The sequence below is a fragment of the Roseobacter ponti genome (genome assembly GCF_012932215.1).
Classification (GTDB): Bacteria; Pseudomonadota; Alphaproteobacteria; order Rhodobacterales; family Rhodobacteraceae; genus Roseobacter; species Roseobacter ponti.
Map to the genome: position 1 here is coordinate 3502480 of NZ_CP048788.1, position 17686 is coordinate 3520165.

General features: G+C 60.3%; 16 protein-coding genes. 4 read left to right on the plus strand and 12 right to left on the minus strand.

Features of this window, described 5'->3' with window-relative positions; genetic code table 11:
- Window positions 1-28: 28 nt before the first annotated feature.
- Genes ccoP through ccoN form a run of 4 tightly spaced genes read right to left on the minus strand, consistent with a single transcriptional unit; the run spans window position 29 to window position 3447 of the window.
- The gene (gene ccoP, locus G3256_RS16780; protein ID WP_169641915.1) at window positions 29-895 is read right to left on the minus strand and encodes a cytochrome-c oxidase, cbb3-type subunit III; all 867 of its coding nucleotides are present in this window, start codon (window positions 893-895) and stop codon (window positions 29-31) included.
- Entirely contained in the window at window positions 892-1077 is a 186-nt protein-coding gene (locus tag G3256_RS16785; protein ID WP_169641916.1) for a cbb3-type cytochrome c oxidase subunit 3, read from the minus strand. The genes ccoP and G3256_RS16785 overlap by 4 nt, the downstream gene beginning before the upstream one ends.
- Window positions 1078-1091: 14 nt before the next feature.
- Window positions 1092-1817 (minus strand): cytochrome-c oxidase, cbb3-type subunit II, encoded by a 726-nt coding sequence (gene ccoO / locus G3256_RS16790; RefSeq protein WP_169641917.1) that lies wholly within the window; start codon window positions 1815-1817, stop codon window positions 1092-1094.
- A 13-nt stretch (window positions 1818-1830) separates the two neighbouring features.
- Complete coding sequence (gene ccoN, locus G3256_RS16795) at window positions 1831-3447, minus strand: cytochrome-c oxidase, cbb3-type subunit I (RefSeq protein ID WP_169641918.1); 1617 nt, start codon at window positions 3445-3447, stop codon at window positions 1831-1833.
- A 209-nt stretch (window positions 3448-3656) separates the two neighbouring features.
- On the opposite strand from ccoN, the gene G3256_RS16800 reads away from it, so the two are divergent.
- Window positions 3657-4496 carry a universal stress protein gene (locus tag G3256_RS16800; protein WP_169641919.1) on the plus strand — a complete coding sequence of 280 codons (840 nt, stop codon included), beginning with the start codon at window positions 3657-3659 and terminating at the stop codon, window positions 4494-4496.
- A 22-nt stretch (window positions 4497-4518) separates the two neighbouring features.
- Here G3256_RS16800 and fnrL read toward each other — a convergent pair whose 3' ends face one another.
- Window positions 4519-5262: a transcriptional regulator FnrL gene (fnrL, locus tag G3256_RS16805; RefSeq protein WP_169641920.1), complete on the minus strand. Its 744-nt coding sequence runs from the start codon at window positions 5260-5262 to the stop codon at window positions 4519-4521.
- Window positions 5263-5326: 64 nt separating this feature from the next.
- On the opposite strand from fnrL, the gene hemN reads away from it, so the two are divergent.
- Window positions 5327-6682, plus strand: a complete 1356-nt coding sequence (hemN, locus tag G3256_RS16810; RefSeq protein WP_169641921.1) for an oxygen-independent coproporphyrinogen III oxidase — start codon at window positions 5327-5329, stop codon at window positions 6680-6682.
- A gap of 2 nt (window positions 6683-6684) precedes the next feature.
- Here the strand turns inward: hemN and G3256_RS16815 are convergent, their stop codons facing one another.
- The 5 genes from G3256_RS16815 to G3256_RS16835 form a co-directional block, all read right to left on the minus strand.
- Window positions 6685-8265 carry an ABC transporter ATP-binding protein gene (locus tag G3256_RS16815; RefSeq protein WP_169641922.1) on the minus strand — a complete coding sequence of 527 codons (1581 nt, stop codon included), beginning with the start codon at window positions 8263-8265 and terminating at the stop codon, window positions 6685-6687.
- On the minus strand, window positions 8262-9440 hold the full coding sequence (locus G3256_RS16820; protein ID WP_246227933.1) for an ABC transporter permease: 1179 nt from the start codon (window positions 9438-9440) through the stop codon (window positions 8262-8264). Before G3256_RS16820 ends, G3256_RS16815 begins: the two co-directional genes overlap by 4 nt.
- 8 nt (window positions 9441-9448) lie before the next feature.
- On the minus strand, window positions 9449-10537 hold the full coding sequence (locus G3256_RS16825; RefSeq protein WP_169641923.1) for a microcin C ABC transporter permease YejB: 1089 nt from the start codon (window positions 10535-10537) through the stop codon (window positions 9449-9451).
- A 4-nt stretch (window positions 10538-10541) separates the two neighbouring features.
- Complete coding sequence (locus tag G3256_RS16830; protein WP_169641924.1) at window positions 10542-12473, minus strand: extracellular solute-binding protein; 1932 nt, start codon at window positions 12471-12473, stop codon at window positions 10542-10544.
- Window positions 12474-12656: 183 nt separating this feature from the next.
- Window positions 12657-13163 carry a c-type cytochrome gene (locus G3256_RS16835; RefSeq protein WP_169641925.1) on the minus strand — a complete coding sequence of 169 codons (507 nt, stop codon included), beginning with the start codon at window positions 13161-13163 and terminating at the stop codon, window positions 12657-12659.
- 121 nt (window positions 13164-13284) lie between these two features.
- Between G3256_RS16835 and G3256_RS16840 the strand changes: the two genes are divergently transcribed.
- Complete coding sequence (locus G3256_RS16840) at window positions 13285-14130, plus strand: prephenate dehydratase (RefSeq protein WP_169641926.1); 846 nt, start codon at window positions 13285-13287, stop codon at window positions 14128-14130.
- Window positions 14131-14138: 8 nt separating this feature from the next.
- Here the strand turns inward: G3256_RS16840 and G3256_RS16845 are convergent, their stop codons facing one another.
- Together G3256_RS16845 and nudC are read right to left on the minus strand one after the other, a co-directional pair.
- A complete protein-coding gene (locus tag G3256_RS16845; protein ID WP_169641927.1) occupies window positions 14139-14606 on the minus strand; it encodes an SRPBCC family protein in 468 nt (155 codons plus the stop codon).
- A gap of 39 nt (window positions 14607-14645) precedes the next feature.
- A complete protein-coding gene (nudC, locus tag G3256_RS16850) occupies window positions 14646-15614 on the minus strand; it encodes an NAD(+) diphosphatase (protein WP_169641928.1) in 969 nt (322 codons plus the stop codon).
- Between the two features lie 221 nt (window positions 15615-15835).
- Here nudC and G3256_RS16855 point away from each other — a divergent pair, with 221 nt between their 5' ends.
- Window positions 15836-17656, plus strand: a complete 1821-nt coding sequence (locus G3256_RS16855; protein WP_281359590.1) for a 5'-nucleotidase C-terminal domain-containing protein — start codon at window positions 15836-15838, stop codon at window positions 17654-17656.
- Window positions 17657-17686: the final 30 nt, after the last annotated feature.

Below are 17686 nucleotides of genomic sequence, written 5' to 3' on the forward strand. Positions count from 1 at the left end.
TATCGTGCGGAGGTCCGCCGGAGGCGGCCTATTCGCCGCCGCCGAGCTGGTGCACGTAAAGAGATACTGCGCGCAACTCTGCCTCAGACAGGCGCTGTTGCCAGGGGGGCATAACGCCATAGCGACTGTAGGTCACAGTCTCGACCAGCGTGTCATAATCCCCGCCGTAAAGCCAGATCTGGTCCGCGATGTTGGGTGCGCCAAGGTCATTGTTACCCAGACCGTTATCGCCGTGACAGGCCGAGCAGTTATCCGCATAGATGGCCTCACCCGCCTGAGATGCTGCCGCATCAACAGGTGTGCCGCCCGAAAGTGTCATGACATAATTGGCGACCTGAGCGATCTCTTCCTCTTCGAGGATATCACCGAAGACAGGCATTTCTGAGTAACGCGCATCGGGGTCTTCTTCGTTGCGGATGCCATGCGCCACGGTTGAGTAGATGGCCTCGACACTGCCGCCCCAGAGCCAGTCGTTGTCCAGCAGGTTGGGATAGCCGACAGCACCGCCCGCGCCTGATCCGTGACACTGCGTGCACCATGTGCGGTACACCGCAGCCCCGGCGGACACCGCGTAGCTGTTGAGCTCAGGGTTCAGGCTGATTTCGGTGATTTCGGCCTCAGCAAGCTGTGTGTTGATCCCGGCGTTGGCTTCTTCCACTGCCGCGATGTCACTGATTACTTCACCGCGGGTCGAGTATCCAAGGATGCCCGCTGTCGCCGAGGAGACCAGAGGCCAGGCAGGATAGGCAATGGTATAAGCGACCGCCCAGATGATGGTGATGTAAAAAGTCCAGAGCCACCAGCGTGGCATCGGGTTGTCAAACTCCTCGATGCCGTCCCAGGTGTGGCCGGTGGTGTCCGGATCGCCGTCTTGTTTTGGTGGTACTTTGGTCATTTCCTGTCCTCCCCGGGCGGAGCCGGTCGGTCGTCATTGCGAAAAATCATATTGGCAGTGTCCCGGTGAACGGGCCGGCTGCCCGGCCGGAAGACCCAGAAGGCAATGCCGACAAAGATCACGAAGAGCAGCAGCAGCATCCAGCTGTCTGCAAATTCGCGCAGCAGGGAATAGGTTTCCATGTTTTACGGTCTCCTCAGCGGCTGGCGTCCGGGGTGAAGGTCGAGAAATCGACCAGCGTGCCCAGCATCTGCAGATAAGCGATCAGTGCGTCAGCCTCGGAGATCCCGGGCTGGCCGTCAAAGTTGCGGACCTGCGCACCCGGATACCGTTCCAGCAGCGCATCATAATCACTGTCCGGATCGGCCTGAGCGCGGAAATCCGCAGCGGCTGTGTCAATCATTTCCTGGGTATAAGGCACCCCGACAAACGCATGGGTCGCCAGCAGTTCGTCCACGTGTTCAGGCCGGATCAGCTTTTCTTCGAGGAAAGCGTATTTCGGCATGATCGATTCCGGTACCACCGATTGCGGATCGCGCAGGTGCACCAGGTGCCAGTCATCCGAATACCGACCGCCGACACGGGCCAGATCGGGGCCTGTGCGTTTAGAGCCCCACTGGAACGGATGGTCATACATCGATTCCGCCGCCAGAGAGTAATGCCCGTAGCGTTCCACCTCGTCGCGCATCGGCCGGATCATCTGGCTGTGACAGACATAGCAGCCCTCCCGGATGTAGATGTCGCGGCCGGTGAGCTCCAGCGGGGAGTAAGGGCGCATTCCCTCGACTTCCTCGATGGTGTTTTCGAGATAGAAGAGCGGCACAATCTGCACCAGCCCCCCGATCGTCACCACCAGAAAGCTGAGCACCAGCAGGAGGGTTGCGTTGGTTTCAATGAACTTATGTTTTGCAAGGATCGACATCTCTGCTCCCTCCTTATTCAGCGGGGACAGCTGTGGCGAGCGCGTCTTTGGCAGGCGCGGCCTTCACAGTCATCCACAGGTTATAGCACATGATCACAGCGCCGGAGAGGAACATGACCCCACCCAGACCGCGCACCACATACATCGGGAATTTGGCGCTGACGGTGTCGGCAAAGCTGTTCACGAGGAAACCGTTGGCATCCACTTCGCGCCACATCAGGCCTTCCATGATGCCTGTCACCCACATCGATGCCGCGTAGAGCACGATGCCGATCGTTGCGAGCCAGAAGTGCCAGCTGACCAGAGTGAACGAGTAGAGACGCTCACGTTTCCACAGCACCGGCACCAGATAGTACAGCGCGCCAAAGGTGATCAGCCCGTTCCAGCCGAGCGCACCGGAGTGCACGTGGCCGATCGTCCAGTCTGTGTAATGCGACAGCGAGTTCACCGAGCGGATCGACATCATCGGCCCCTCAAAGGTGGACATGCCATAGAACGCAAGGCTGGTGACCATCATCCGGATGACCGGATCGGTGCGCAGCTTGTCCCAGGCACCCTGCAGCGTCATCAGACCGTTGATCATTCCGCCCCAGCTTGGCATCCAGAGCACGATCGAGAAGACCATCCCCAGTGTCGCCGCCCAGTCGGGCAGAGCCGTGTAGTGCAGATGGTGCGGGCCGGCCCAGATATAGAGGAAGATCAGCGCCCAGAAGTGGATGATCGACAGTTTATAGCTGAAGACCGGGCGTTCGGCCTGTTTGGGAATAAAATAGTACATCATGCCCAGAAAGCCGGCGGTCAGGAAGAAACCAACGGCATTGTGGCCATACCACCACTGGACCATAGCGTCCTGAACGCCCGAGAAAACCTGCACGGATTTGCTGCCCCAGATGGAGACCGGCACCGACAGGTTATTGACCACGTGCAGCATTGCCACTGTGACTATGAACGCCAGATAGAACCAGTTGGCCACATAGATATGCGGCTCGCGGCGCCTGATGATCGTGCCCAGAAAACAGGCCAGATAGGCGAGCCAGACCACGGTCAGCCAGATGTCGACGTACCATTCGGGTTCTGCGTATTCCTTGGACTGTGTGCCGCCCAGAAGATAGCCGGTGGCCGCCAGAACGATAAAGAGCTGGTAGCCCCAGAAAACGAACCAGCCCAGATTGCCGCCCCAGAGACGGGCAGCCGAGGTGCGCTGAACCACAAAGAACGACGTGGCGATCAGGGCGTTGCCCCCGAAAGCAAAAATCACCGCCGAGGTGTGCAGCGGGCGCAGGCGGCCAAAGTTGGCGTACCCTTCTGCCCATTCGAAATTGAGTGACGGAAAGGCGAGCTGAAACGCGATCACCACGCCGACCAGAAACCCGACAACACCCCAGAAGGCGGTGGCTATGACCCCGGCGCGCACGACGCTGTCAAAATACTCGTTTTGCGGGGCTGCCGGGGCTGCCGGCTCATCTGTGGACCGCAGCGTGACAAGAAAGAGCCCTGCCGCCACGATCATAAAAATGATCATGTGAACCTGATAGGCCAGATCTCTTGCGTAACCGGCGGCAATCATCGCCACCAGCGTCACAAGCCCCAGCACCACCAGCTTCATATAGTTTCCTGTTCCGGTGTTCATTAATCCGGCTCCCTTTTATCCGGCGCGCCGGGCGCACCACTACTGGCAGGCCCGGCGTCTTGTTCCTTTGAACTGTTAATGCCCCGCAGCCTCAGGGCGGACCTTGATCTGCATCAACATTTTTCTGTTTTTTCCGTGATAGCAATCAAAGCCCGGCGCAGCCCGATCGCCTAATCCTGTGCCACAGACAATTCTGAAAGGAGCCAGACATGTCCTATAAGACGATTCTGACCGTACTCACATCTGCTGATACAAAAGCTTCGGCCCTCAGCGAAGCTGCTGCCCTCGCTACTGCGCAGGACGGCCATCTGGAGGTACTCTGTCTGGGCCTTGATCAGTCACATGGCTCTTATTACGAACTCGGCACCAACCCCGCAGTGATGCAGGCCGCGATCGAACATGCACAGAACCGCGCGCAGGAAGTCCGGGATGCTGCCGTGCCGGAGCTGAAGAAAACCGATGCGCGCTGGGACGCGCATACCGCTGTTGCCGCGGGGAATGATGCCGGTCACGCGGTCGTGGCACGCGGGCGGTTTGCAGATATCGCCGTGCTGCCGCTGCCTTACCGCGACGGCGCCGGGCCCGAAGAAAGCGCGGTTCTCGAAGGGTTGCTCATTCAGGCCGGGTGTCCGGTTCTGGTGGTGCCGCCAGGCGCTTCTGCCGATATGGCGCCGGAACGGGTTGTGATCGGGTGGAACGAAAGCCCCGAAGCACTGCGCGCTGTGCGCGCCGCGATGCCGGTTCTGAAACAGGCCAAAGAAGTGCATATCGCGATCATCGACCCGCCCGGCCATGCGCCCGACAGGTCAGACCCGGGTGGCAGCCTTGCAGTCTGGCTGAGCCGGCACGGGGTTAACTGTGACATTCAGGTTATGTCCGCCAGCGGCGAGCGGGTCAGTGCCAAAATGGCGCGCCATGTTACTGAAACCGGCTCAGAGCTTCTAGTGATGGGTGGCTACGGTCATTCGCGCTTCCGCGAGGCTCTGCTGGGTGGCGCAACCCGCGACACCCTCGCAGACAGCAGGGTTCCGGTGCTGATGATGCACTAAAAAGGGCCCGGCGGTGGTCTGCTCAGAAGAGCAGCCCGCCGTCGCTGTCATCACCTGCTTCTTCCATGAGCCGGCGCATATCCGGCACTGTGATATGCCGTTTGCCTTCCAGCACGATCACCCCGTCCTTTTTCAGCGCGGAGACCTGGCGGCTCACCGTCTCCAGTGTCAGGCCCAGATAATCCGCCATCGCTTCGCGGGTCAGCATCAGATCGAACGTGATGGACTGACCGGCCTTTTTATTGCTCAGATCCGCAATGCGGCGGCCGATGATAGACAACAGGCTCGCGATCTTTTCGCGCGCGGTCTTGCGACCGAGGACCAGCATCCATTCGCGCGCGGCGTCAAGCTCATCAAGTGTCATCTCAAGCAGGCGGTGCGCAATATGAGGCGTGTTGGCGATCATGTGCTCAAACGGTTTGCGGCGGAAACAGCACATCACCACGTCACTGGCCGCCGTCACGGTGTAAGTGGCGGTGTCGCGCTGGGGGCGGCCGACGAAATCCGACGGCAGCAGCAGGCCGACCATCTGGCGGCGCCCGTCTTCCATCGTCTGGGTCAGCGTGGCGACACCTGACACCACCGAGGCCACGAATTCCATTCTGTCCCCAGCCCACATGACTGTCTGTCCGGCGGAAAAGCTGCGGTAGTATTTGATATCTTCCAGCAGAGCGAGTTCATCGGTCTCGCACTTCGCACATACCGCTCTGTGGCGGATCGGACAGTCGCTGCAGTCTTTGATTTCTGGCGCAAGACTTTGCGTCATTCAGAACACTCCGGATTTGATCTGTGTCAAGGAAAGCTGACAGGTCTCTTCTTATTAAATCAGTATGCACATGACACCTGAATTAGCCAAGCTGGGTCTTTTTGACGCAAAAGTGCCCCGCTACACGAGCTACCCGACCGCCCCGCAGTTTACACCCGCTGTAGGTCCCGCGCAGATGCGGGACTGGATTGCAGGCATTGCGCCCGGTGCGCGGGTGTCGCTTTATCTGCATATCCCGTTCTGCCGGCGGCTGTGCTGGTTCTGTGCCTGCAGAACCCAGGGGACCAAGACCAACAGCCCTGTTGCCGCATATCTGAAAACCCTCTTTGAGGAACTGGAGATCCTGGGTGCGCATCTGCCGGAAGGTGTGCAGCTGAACCGAATGCACTGGGGCGGCGGCACACCCACCCTTCTGACGCCCAAGATGACCCGAAAGCTCGCCAGACGAATCCGGAAAGTGCTGCCACTGGCGCCCGGCGCCGAATTCTCCGTCGAGATTGACCCCAATGAGATCGATCAGCCACGGGTTGACGCCCTGGCAGAGGCCGGCATGAACCGCGCCTCGATCGGCGTACAGGATTTCGACGATGAGGTGCAGTCGACCATCGGGCGCATCCAGGGGTTTGAGACCACACGGAACGCTGCTGATATGTTGCGGGCCGCCGGGATCCGGTCGCTCAACGCCGATATCCTTTTCGGACTGCCCCACCAGGATCAGGCGCGGCTGTCGGCCACAGTGCAGAAACTTCTGACGCTGAGCCCGGACCGCGTGGCGCTTTACGGCTATGCGCATGTGCCGTGGATGGCCCGCCGCCAGGCGCTGATCCCGTCAGACGCCCTGCCCCAGCCCGAGGAACGCCTGGCCCTGTTCGAATCGGCACGACAGCTATTTGAATGGGACGGGTATAAACAGATTGGTATCGATCATTTTGCGCTGCCGGATGACACGCTGGCGGTTGCCGCCCGTACCGGCAGACTGCGCCGCAACTTTCAGGGCTATACCGACGAGCCCTGCGACGTGCTGATCGGTCTTGGCGCCTCTGCCATTTCGCGGTTTCCCGAAGGCTATGCGCAGAATGAGCCGGCAACCTCGAAATACACCGCCGCTGTGCGCGAGGGCCGTTTTGCGACTGTCCGCGGTCATGCCTTTACCCAGGAGGACCATCTGCGCGCCCGCCTGATCGAGGCTCTGATGTGTGATTTCAGGATTTCGACCGACGAGACTGAAACGCGTTTTCCCGGCACGCAGGCGCACGTGGCGAAGATGCTGCGCGATGTGGCGAAAAAATTCGGCGATACAGTGCAGCTGACCACCAGCGGGCTCGAGGTGCATCCCGACGCGCTGGCGCTGACGCGTATCATCGCGCGCGAGTTCGATGCCTACAGCATGTCGGAGAACGCCCACGCTTCAGCGATCTGACTTCAGGTCGCGGCCTGGAGCAACGTACGGGTGTATTCGTCGCGCGGCGCGTCAAAGATCTGCTCCACAGGGCCCTGTTCGATAACATCTCCGCGTTTCATGACCATCACGTGATGCGACATCGCACGCACGACTTTGAGATCGTGGCTGATGAAAATATAGGCCAGCCCGTATTTTTCCTGCAGCTTGCGTAACAGATCGACGATCTGAACCTGAACGGTCATGTCGAGCGCAGAGGTCGGCTCATCGAGCACCAGAAGGCGCGGCCGCAGAACCATTGCGCGCGCAATCGCGATCCGCTGTCGCTGACCGCCGGAAAATTCATGCGGGTAGCGGTCCATCGTTTCGGGGTCGAGCCCCACCTCGATCATCACGTCCCGCACCAGATCACGCGGGGCGCGGTCGGGGTCAACTCTGTGAATACCCAGTCCTTCAGAGATGATCTGGGCGCAGGTCATGCGCGGGCTGAGTGATCCGAACGGGTCCTGAAACACGATCTGCATGTCCTTGCGCAGGCTGCGCAGCTGCCGGGTGCTCCATTTGCGTACGTCATCGCCCATAAAGGTGATCTCACCCTCAGAGGAAATCAGGCGCATCAGGGCAAGGGCCAGCGTGGTTTTGCCCGAGCCGCTCTCCCCCACGATGCCGATGGTCTCTCCGGCGCGCACCGACAGACTCGCATCGTTAACCGCTTTGACGTACCCGACCGTGCGGCGCAGCAGACCTGCCTGGATCGGGAACCACACCTTGAGGTGCTCCGTGCGCGCCACGGGTTTTGCGTCCCCGGGCAGCGGCGCGGGCGCGCCAGAGGGCTCGGCACTCAGCAGTTTGATCGTATAGGGATGTTTCGGTGCGTCAAAGATTTCTGCTGTGGGTCCGGTCTCCACGATCTCGCCGTTCTGCATCACACAAACGCGGTCGGCAATGCGCCGCACCACGCCAAGATCGTGCGTGATGAACAACAGCCCCATGCCCATCCGGTCCTTGAGGTCTTTCAGCAGATCGAGGATCTGCGCCTGGATCGTGACATCCAGCGCCGTTGTCGGCTCGTCGGCGATCAGCACATCCGGCTCATTGGCAAGGGCCATGGCGATCATCACGCGCTGGCGCTGGCCGCCAGAGAGCTGGTGTGGGTAGCTGGTCACGCGGGTGGCCGCGTCCTGAATGCCGACCTGCTCCAGCAGTTCAATGATCCGCGCGCGTGCCGCATCGCCGGTCAGTCCCTGGTGAAGGGCGATGCTCTCACCCAGCTGCTTTTCGATGGTGTGCAGCGGATTAAGCGAGGTCATCGGCTCCTGAAAGATGAAGCTGATGTCATTGCCGCGCACCTTGCGCAACAGTTTCTCATCCGCCCCGATCATCTGCTGACCATCATAGGTAACGGAGCCGGAGACTTCCGCGCTGTCCCCGAGCAGGGAAACGGTGGAAAGGGCAGAAACAGATTTGCCCGAGCCGCTCTCACCCACGAGAGCGACGGTCTCACCACGTTCGACAGAAAAGCTGACGCCGCGCACGGCTTCTGTCAGCTTTCCGTCCTGGCGAAACCCAACGCGCAGATCCTTGACGTCAAGAAGGGCGCTCATGCAAAGGTCTTTCTGGGATCAAAGGCATCGCGGACACCTTCGAAGATGAACACCAGCAGCGACAGCATGATCGCAAAGGTGAAGAAGGCGGTGAAGGCGAGCCAGGGCGCCTGCAGGTTCTGTTTGGCCTGCAGGGTCAGTTCTCCCAATGAGGGGGCCGAGGACGGCAGACCAAAGCCCAGAAAATCGAGCCCAGCCAGTGTGCCGATGGTTGCGGTGACAAGAAACGGCAGCATCGTAAGCGTTGCCACCATCGCGTTGGGCAGCATGTGGCGAAACATGATGGTCAGGTTGCTGACCCCCAGCGCCCGGGCGGCGCGCACGTATTCAAGATTGCGTGCGCGCAGGAATTCGGCGCGCACCACGCCCACAAGAGACATCCAGCCAAAGAGCACCATGAGAAAAACGAGCAGCCAGAAACTTCGCCCGAGGATCGCGAAGAGGATAATGATCACATAAAGCTGCGGCGTCGAAGACCAGACCTCGATGATGCGCTGGAAAATCAGATCCACCCAGCCGCCGAAAAAGCCCTGCACAGCACCGGCGGCAATCCCGATGAGCGAGGCCGCCCCGGTGACGATCAAAGTGAAGAATATAGAGAGCCGGAAGCCGTGTACCACCCTGGCGAGCACATCGCGTTTGGTGCCGTCAGTGCCCAGCAGGTTCTGTGCGTTGGGCGGCAGCGGGGCCGCACCGGGGCGGTCCACGGCCGTGTCATAGGAATAGGGAATAAGCGGCCAGAGGGCCCAGCCTTTTTCAATCTCTTCGCCTTCGACAACGCCGTCTTTTGCGTCTTCGATATACGCTTCGGGATCATCGAAACACAGGTCCAGCCCGCCCGTGGCGATCAGGCACTTTACTTCCGGATCGCGATAAACGGCTTCTGTCTGAAAATCTCCGCCAAATGCGGTCTCGGGGTAGAAATTCCAGATCGGTGTGTAAATCTCGCCGCGATAGCTCACAAGGATCGGTTTGTCATAGGCGATGAATTCGGCGAAAAGCGACAGCCCGAAGAGGATCGAGAATATCCACAGCGACCAGTAGGCGCGGCGGTTACGGCGGAAATTGCGCCAGCGCCGCTGGTTCAGGGGCGACAGGGAGAAGCGCTTTGGCTTTTCTGGGACAGGCGGCGGTGCGTCCTGTCCGGGCAGGCGTGTGGGCAGCGGATCAGTCATCGCCATGCTCAGCCCTCCCGCCGTTCAAAGTCGATGCGCGGATCGACCAGCACATACATCAGATCCGACAGGATGCCGACCACCAGCCCCATCAGACCGAAGATGAAAAGCGTGCCGAAAACAATCGGATAATCGCGCGCCACCGCCGCCTCGAAACCCAGACGACCCAGCCCATCGAGGCTGAAGATCGTCTCGATGATCAGCGAGCCGCCGAAAAAGACGCCGATAAACACGGCCGGAAAACCTGCGATCACAATCAGCATCGCGTTGCGGAACACATGGCCGTAGAGAACACGGGCCTCCGACAGCCCCTTGGCGCGCGCAGTCATGACGTAGTGCTTTTTCACCTCGTCGAGGAAGCTGTTTTTGGTCAGCAGCGTCAGCGTGGCAAAGGCGGAGATGGTGGAGGCAAATACCGGCAGGGTAATGTGCCAGAAGTAATCGATCACCTTTCCCATCGGCGTAAGCTGGTCAAAATTGTCGCTGGTAAGGCCCCTGAGCGGGAAGATCTGGTAATAGGATCCGCCGGCAAAGAGCACCAGCAGCAGGATCGCAAAGAGAAAGCCGGGGATCGCATAGGCCGCGATGATCACGCCCGACGTCCATGTGTCAAACCGCGAGCCGTCGCGGACCGCCTTGCGGATGCCAAGCGGGATCGACACCAGATAGGCGATGACCGTGGACCAGAGCCCGAGCGTGATGGAAACGGGCAGTTTCTCCTTGATCAGTTCCAGCACGGAGATCGACCGGAAATAGCTCTCTCCGAAATCAAAGCGCATGTAGTTCCAGATCATATTCAGGAAGCGTTCGACAGGAGGTTTGTCAAAGCCGAATTCGGCTTCTAGCTCCGCGATGAACTCAGGCGGCAGGCCGCGCGCGCCGATGTATTCGCTCTCATTGCTGCCCAGATCAACAGAACCTGCGTCATTGTTGGTGCCGGCGAACCCTTCAAACACGTCGCCGCCACCCTGAATGCGGGCGATGGCCTGTTCGACGGGGCCACCCGGCACGAACTGCACCAGCGCAAAATTGATCAGCATGATCCCCAGAAGGGTCGGGATGATCAGCAACAGCCTTCGGATAATATAGGCGCCCATGGGCTTATCTCAGCGCTCCTGCCGCTCGCAGCGCATCCGCTTTGTCCTGATTGTACCACCAGAAATCCAGCTGCCCGAGGGCAAAGGGCGGGATCTCTTCGGGATGTTCGTACTGGTCGTAAAAGGCGACCCAGTGGCTGGGATTGTACCAGACCGGGATCATGATGAACTCGTAGCGCAGCGCGCGGTCGAGCGCCATAAGAGAGGCCTGTTCCTCTTCGCGGGTCTCGGCAACGAGCGAGCGTTCGATGATCGCATCCACAAGCGGGCTGGCAAGGCCCGCAGGATTGAAAAGACTGAATTCGGCAGCCTCAGATCCATAGCGTTGCATCAGACCGGTGCCAGTGCCGAGAAAGGCGCCATAGGCGTCGAACACCAGATCGTAATCGCGGTCACGTTCGCGCAGGGTGTATTGCGAGGCATCGACCTTTTCAAAGGTGATATCGACACCAAGGCCCTGCACGTTGGAAACGAAGTTTTCCATGACAGCACTCAGAGTGGGCGAGGTGGCACTGTTGAAGAGAAAGTTCAGCCTGAGCGTATCGCCTGCGTCATTGCGGCGGATGCCATCATCACCGACACCCCAGCCTGCCTCATCAAGCAGTTTCATCGCTGCACGGGCATTGCGCCGGTCGAGCAGACGCTCCGGCTTTGAGGTATGGGGCTCCAGCGCGGGCTCGCTGATCATTTCAGGCGGCACCAGATCACCGAGTTCCTGCAGAAAGGCAAGCTCGTCACCTTCCGGCAGGCCGGTGGCCATAAGCGGTGTATCCTGAGTAAAGGAGGCACGCTGCTTAAAAAGCCCGTACTGCAGACTCTCGTTCGTCCATTCGAAGTTAAAGGCAAGGGCGATGGCCTGCCGGACGCGGCGGTCTTTGAGCACGTCGCTGCCAAGGTTGAAAACGATGCCCGAGGGCGACGGCGGGGAGCCGTCCGGCAGGTCTTTGGTCACGACATGGCCCTGATCAACCTTCGGGAAGTCGTAGCCGGTGGCCCATTTGCGCGAGTCCCCTTCACTGCGGAAGGTATATTCGCCGGCTTTGAATGCCTCGAAGGCGGCGGTGTCGTCACCGAAGTATTCGATGCGGATGCTGTCGAAGTTGTTGCGCCCGACATTAAAGGCAAGGTCTTTGCCCCAGTACTCAGGGTTGCGCTTATACACGATGCGGCGGTTCACATCGACGCTCTCGATCATATAGGGGCCGGACCCGGGCGAAACCTCAAGCCGGCTTTCGTCGAGACCCGCGCCGGTTTCCTCATACCACTTTTTCGACCAGGCAGGCACGAACCCGACCTGATCAATGAGACTGCGCCGGGAGATGCCTTCGGTGAAGTAGAATTTGATGGTGTGGTCATCGATTACTTCGACTTCGGGGATGCGCTGGCGCACGGCATCGGCATAGGATTTCAGCCCCTCATCCAGCAGCAGGTTGTGGCTGAACGCGATGTCATGGGCGGTGACGGGCGAGCCGTCTGAAAACCGTGCCTCGGGACGCATGTAGAAGATTACCCAGTCCTTCGTCTCAGGGTATTCCACCCGCTCGCAGAGCAGGCAGAGATATTCGCCGTAAGCATCCGCAGGGGCGGCCGCGCCGCCGGTGCCCTCGCCCAGAAGGCTTTCATACATCACGGTCGACAGCGCCCCGGCCCGGCCTTTGCGGGTGTAAGGGTGCATGGAATCAAACGTGCCGACGACGCTGAGAGAAATTTCGCCGGCCTTGGGTGCGTCGGGGTTCACGTAGTCGAAATGCGAATAGTCTTCGGGGTATTTCAGATCGCCGTAAAAGGAATAGCCGTGGCTTACCACCATATTGTCCTGCGCCCGCAGCGTCGTCGTCCAGAACAGAGCAACCGCAGCGGTCAGTGCGCCCAGGGCTGCGAGGGTGCGGGCCCTGCGATAAGGTGCCGCGATGGTCCGGGTCCGGGGGGATGTCATCTGGAAATTCCTCCTGTGTGCCACCGTGTTCTTCCGGCGTCTTGCTCTGATGTAAGCTAACGGGACGCCGGGCCAAGATACAAGTTGCGAAAATGTGATTGCCCGGGTTCCGCACTATCCTGCACAGCAAAAAGGCCGCCTGCATCACAGCAAGCGGCCCTTATGGTTAATTCGGGGTAAATATCAGTCGTCGAGGCTGTCGAGATAGGCGATCACATCGGCCCGGTCCTGAACCTTGTTCAGACCTGCAAAGCCCATGGATGTTCCTTCTGCCCATGAAGAGGGTTTCTCAAGAAAGCCGCTGAGATTTTCAGGGGTCCAGTCGCCGTCCATGCCTGCCAGTGTTTCAGAATAGCTGAAGCCGTCTGCAGCACCGATACCGCGACCGACGACACCGTAAAGGTAAGGGCCAACGCCGTTCGCGCCCTGCTCCAGCTTGTGACACGCAGAGCACTTGCGGAACACCTTGGCGCCATCATCGACGCTGGCGGATGCCAGAACGGTTGCAAAATCAACGACTTCCTCGACCTCTGCGGTATCGGCATCGTCTTCAACCTCAATGACGTATGAGGCTTCGCCATGCGAATCCACATGATACAACTCTTCGGCAGCCCATTTGCCGAGAAGGAACACAAGCAGTGCGCCGCACACGCCGCCTGCCGCTTTGGTGAATGTCATTGTGTCAAACATTGAATCACGGTCCGTTGTTTTTGTTCCCGCGGTATCTATTGCTTCCCCTTCGCCGTGGCAAGGTGTAGTTACCGCGACCAAACGACCGGTTTCCAAAGAATTCAGCCAGGGATCCTCTCCGATGACTGCCGATACCCCCGCCCGCATCGCTTTTCAGGGAGAGCTCGGCGCCTACAGCCACGAAGCCTGTCACGCCGCACGCCCGGAAATGACACCTGTTCCCTGTCGGACCTTCGAGGATGCAATCGATGCAGTGCTCGAGGGCAGGGCAGAGCTTGCCATGCTGCCGGTGGAAAACTCAACCTACGGACGGGTTGCGGATATTCATTCGCTGCTGCCGCAGTCCGGCCTGCACATCATCGAAGAATCTTTCGTCCGGGTGCACATCAACCTGCTGGCGCTGCCGGGCACCGCCCTCAAAGACATCAAAAGCGCGATGAGCCACACGGTGCTGCTGGGTCAGTGCAAGAGCTTTCTGGCCAGACACGGCATCCGGCGTGTCACGGGCGCGGATACGGCCGGCTCAGCCAAGGATGTTGCTGCCGGCGGGGACCCCTCGATGGCAGCGCTTGCCAGTGAGCTTGCCGGCGACATCTACGGCCTGGACCTGCTGGCCCGGCACATCGAAGATCAGGGCAATAACACCACCCGCTTTCTGCTGATGTCGCCCCAGGCTGATCACAGCCGGCGGGGCGATCACGGCATGATCACAAGCTTCGTTTTTGAGGTGCGCAACATTCCTGCTGCGCTTTATAAGGCGATGGGCGGCTTTGCCACCAACGGGATCAACATGACCAAGCTGGAAAGCTATATGGTGGGCGGCTCTTTCACGGCGACACAGTTCTATGCGGACATTGAGGGCCATCCGGAGGACCCGGCTGTGCGGCGCGCGATGGAAGAGCTGGAGTACTTCACCAATATGATCGAGATCCTTGGCGTTTACCCCGCCAGCCCTGACCGCGACTGACAGCCCCGTCAGGTCCTGCGGTCATGCCTGTCGCTGAGCGTCTGAACGAAACCGGCGATGCGGTCCTCGTATTTGCGCAGAATGGCGCCTTTGCTCAGCTTCAGCGACTGCACCAGCAACCGCGCTGACAGGCTGTGCGGTTGCAGCTCCAGCCCGACCAGCAGGCGCGTGCGCGACGGCGAGAGCGCAATGAGCTCAAAGGCGATGCTTCCGGTCAGCCCGGATGAGGCCAGCGCAAGCGCGAGATGATCGGGCGGATCGCAGCGGGTGATCTCAAGCGTCACGTCCCGCATGCGCCCGCGCAGGAAAAACCGGGCTTCCCAGGACACTCCGACTGCCGGTGCCGTATGACCATCTGTCCGACGCACTTCGGCGCCGCGCCGCATTGCCGCGCGCTCAAAGGTTTCAAAATCGGTGAGCATTTCAAAGACATGGCCCACGGGTGCGTCGATGTCTTCCTGGGTCTCAAACTTCATTGCCGGGGCCTGCTGCGTCAGATGAACGCCACTGTCGTGTCAATCAAGTCTGTCCGCAAGCCAGTTTTCGATGAGAAAATGTGCAATCGCGCCCTTGCGCGCCGGCAGTATGGTGGGATGTTCCCCCGACATCGCCTGCATCATCTCCTCGCGGCTGACCCACATGGCCTGCTCGATTTCCACCGGATCGATGGTGATCTCCTCGCTGGTCGCCTCTCCGGCACAGCCCATCATCAGGGAGGCCGGAAAGGGCCAGGGCTGGCTGGAGAGATAGGTGACCTGTCCTACCCGCACCCCTGCTTCCTCAAACACCTCGCGGCGCACTGCAGCTTCAAGGGTCTCGCCCGGCTCAACAAAACCCGCCAGCAGTGAGAACATCCCATCAGGCCAGCCAGGCGAACGGCCCATCAGCACACTGTTGCCACGGGTGATCAGCATGATCACAACCGGGTCGGTACGCGGAAAGTGCGACCCCCCGCAGGCGATGCATTTACGCTGCCAGCCGGCCTGTTCGATCGCAGATTCCGCACCGCAGCGGGCACAGAACCGGTGCGTTTCGTGCCAGCCGAGAATGGCCTTACCGGTTGCTGCAAGCTCTGCATCGCGCGCGCTGAGCCATGTCATTACGCGGCGCAGCTCGGCAAAGACCTCAGTATCGCCAAGCGCCGGGTGCTGCTGTTCTGTCGGGTCCAGAAAGCCGCCGAGCAGGCCGGGGTCGAGATCGTCCGGCGACCAGGAGGAAATATCGAATGCAAAGCGCGCAGCACCGTCTTCGCGCCCCAGCAGAACAGGCGCTTCGGCGGCCGCCTCAAGCACCGGATGATCCATTGGGAGCCGCACCAGAGATGCCGGCTTTTCATTCGATATCAGTGGCTTACCCCGCCAGAACAGGATCGCCCGCGCAGCGCTGTCGGCCCGGGCGGTTGCCACAGCGGACGCATCCGCACGCACTTCTCCCGCACGATCAAGTCCGGAGCCGCCGAATGTCACCGCTTCTGCAATTTTCATCTGCGGATCTCCTCTGCGCGCGTCCTTTTGGTGCGAAACCCGTCGCATGGCGCACAAAGTGTTGCAAGATGAAAGCTGAACGGCGTCGCCACTGGACTTTCCAACCCCTGCGTGATCTTCTTTGACCAATCGCACGTAATGGTTGCTAATTTCAGCAACCCCGGGAGATCAAGACGATTAACGACCGCCACTCTTCGCAGGACCGCGAGACGACCGCCGGGGTGACCCTGCTCGCGACAAGCGATCTCCACATGCAGATCACATCTTATGACTATGTGCGGGACTGCGCCGGTGAGGGTCCGAGCCTGTCACGACTTGCCGCTCTGATTGCATCGGCGCGACATGAAGCTGCCGACACCGGACGTGAAAGCTTCCTGCTCGACAACGGTGATATCCTGCAGGGCACCCCGCTTGCGGCCTATCTCGCACACGCCGGACGCGGGACGCCGAACCCGGTGCCCGACTGTCTGCAGATGCTGGGATATGACGCGGTGGGTCTTGGCAATCACGATTTTGATCACGGGCTGGATTACCTGGATGCCACGCTGTCGCGATACAGGATGCCGGTGGTCTGCTCCAACCTCGGCGGTGCGGGCATTCCCTCTATCCGGTCGCGTGCTATCCTTGAGCGCGATGTGCTCTGTTCTGACGGCACCCGGCGCCGGTTACGGATTGGCGTGGTTTCCGTGCTGCCCCGTCAGACGATCAGCTGGAACCGGCACCAGCTGTCCGGACGCGCGTCTCTGTGTGATCCGGTGCAGGCGACTGCAGATGCCGCCGAAGCTGCGCGTGCAGAGGGCGCTGAGCTGATTGTTGTGCTGGCACATATGGGGATTGCACGGTTTGACGAAGGCCTGCAGCCACAAAACGAAATCGTCGAAATTGCACAGCTGAGCAGCGTGGATGCAGTGATCGGCGGTCATACACACCTGGTGTTTCCGGGGCCCGATCACGAAACCAACCGCAACACCGACAGCCGTCAGGGTAAGGTATACGGCAAACCCGTTGTACTGCCCGGCTTTGCCGGCTCACACCTCGGCATGATTGATCTCGACCTCGCCTGGCCGGCAGATGGCGGCAGCATCAAAATCACCCGATCAGAAAGCCGGCTGGTGCAGAGTGCGGCGGACACGCCCGAAGACCCGGACGTTGTTGCGCTGGCGTCAGATGCCCATCATGCAACGCGCGACCATCTCAATCACGAGGTGGGGCGGCTGGTACATCCGATGAACAGTTACTTCGCGCTCGCCCAGCCCGGCCCTGTCTCTGCCCTTATCGCAGAGACCAAACGTCATGTCATCCGGCAGGCGATGGCTGGCAGCGATCTGGAAGATCTGCCCTTGCTGGCCTCGGGCTCCACCGCCTCGACCGGTGGTTTTGACGGACCGGATAACTTCATCTCTTTGCCGGGTGGCACGGTAAAGCGGCGCCATATTGTGGGGCTTGACCCCTATTCAAATCAGGTCTGGGCCGTTCGGACGACAGGCGCGCGTCTGACAGACTGGCTGGAACGGTCGGTGGTGATTTTCAATACACTGCGCCGGGATGATCCTGATCAGCTTCTGCTGAACGAAAACATCCCCGGGTTCCGCTATGATGCGATCTACGGGCTGAACTATGTCATCGATCCGACGCAGCCACCGAAATACGACCCCGCCGGCCGGCCCGGCGGGCTGGGCGAGGGACGGATAAGCAACGTGACGTGGCAGGGCAGGCCACTCGAACCGGATCAGGAGTTTCTCGTTGCGACGTCGGACCACCGCACAGGTGGTGGCGGACAGTTACGCGCCTTCTCTGAGGATGAGATTGCTTTTCGCGGGCGGGCGCCGCTTGAGGACGGACTGGTGAGCTATCTGCAGGCGCCCGATTGCGCTGCGGTTCGCGGGGCCGCGCCCTGGCGTTTCCGCCCGGGTCTGAATGTGTCGGCCATCCTGCTGACCTCTCCCGACGCGGTAACGCATCTGTCTGAGATCGCGGGACTGCGCCCGGAGCCCTGTGGCACGTCGGAAAACGGTTTCGCCCGGATCCGGCTGCACCTGTGAGCCTGCGCTCTTGCACCTGAGACGCGCTTT

Coding starts and splice junctions, on each gene's coding strand:
- G3256_RS16785 (WP_169641916.1), bottom strand. CDS start 1,077: ATGGAAACCTATTCCCTGCTGCGCGAATTTGCAGACAGCTGGATGCTG.
- ccoN (WP_169641918.1), bottom strand. CDS start 3,447: ATGAACACCGGAACAGGAAACTATATGAAGCTGGTGGTGCTGGGGCTT.
- hemN (WP_169641921.1), top strand. CDS start 5,327: ATGCACATGACACCTGAATTAGCCAAGCTGGGTCTTTTTGACGCAAAA.
- G3256_RS16820 (WP_246227933.1), bottom strand. CDS start 9,440: ATGACTGATCCGCTGCCCACACGCCTGCCCGGACAGGACGCACCGCCG.
- G3256_RS16830 (WP_169641924.1), bottom strand. CDS start 12,473: ATGACATCCCCCCGGACCCGGACCATCGCGGCACCTTATCGCAGGGCC.
- fnrL (WP_169641920.1), bottom strand. CDS start 5,262: ATGACGCAAAGTCTTGCGCCAGAAATCAAAGACTGCAGCGACTGTCCG.
- G3256_RS16835 (WP_169641925.1), bottom strand. CDS start 13,163: ATGTTTGACACAATGACATTCACCAAAGCGGCAGGCGGCGTGTGCGGC.
- ccoP (WP_169641915.1), bottom strand. CDS start 895: ATGACCAAAGTACCACCAAAACAAGACGGCGATCCGGACACCACCGGC.
- G3256_RS16840 (WP_169641926.1), top strand. CDS start 13,285: ATGACTGCCGATACCCCCGCCCGCATCGCTTTTCAGGGAGAGCTCGGC.
- G3256_RS16825 (WP_169641923.1), bottom strand. CDS start 10,537: ATGGGCGCCTATATTATCCGAAGGCTGTTGCTGATCATCCCGACCCTT.
- G3256_RS16815 (WP_169641922.1), bottom strand. CDS start 8,265: ATGAGCGCCCTTCTTGACGTCAAGGATCTGCGCGTTGGGTTTCGCCAG.
- G3256_RS16800 (WP_169641919.1), top strand. CDS start 3,657: ATGTCCTATAAGACGATTCTGACCGTACTCACATCTGCTGATACAAAA.
- ccoO (WP_169641917.1), bottom strand. CDS start 1,817: ATGTCGATCCTTGCAAAACATAAGTTCATTGAAACCAACGCAACCCTC.
- G3256_RS16845 (WP_169641927.1), bottom strand. CDS start 14,606: ATGAAGTTTGAGACCCAGGAAGACATCGACGCACCCGTGGGCCATGTC.
- nudC (WP_169641928.1), bottom strand. CDS start 15,614: ATGAAAATTGCAGAAGCGGTGACATTCGGCGGCTCCGGACTTGATCGT.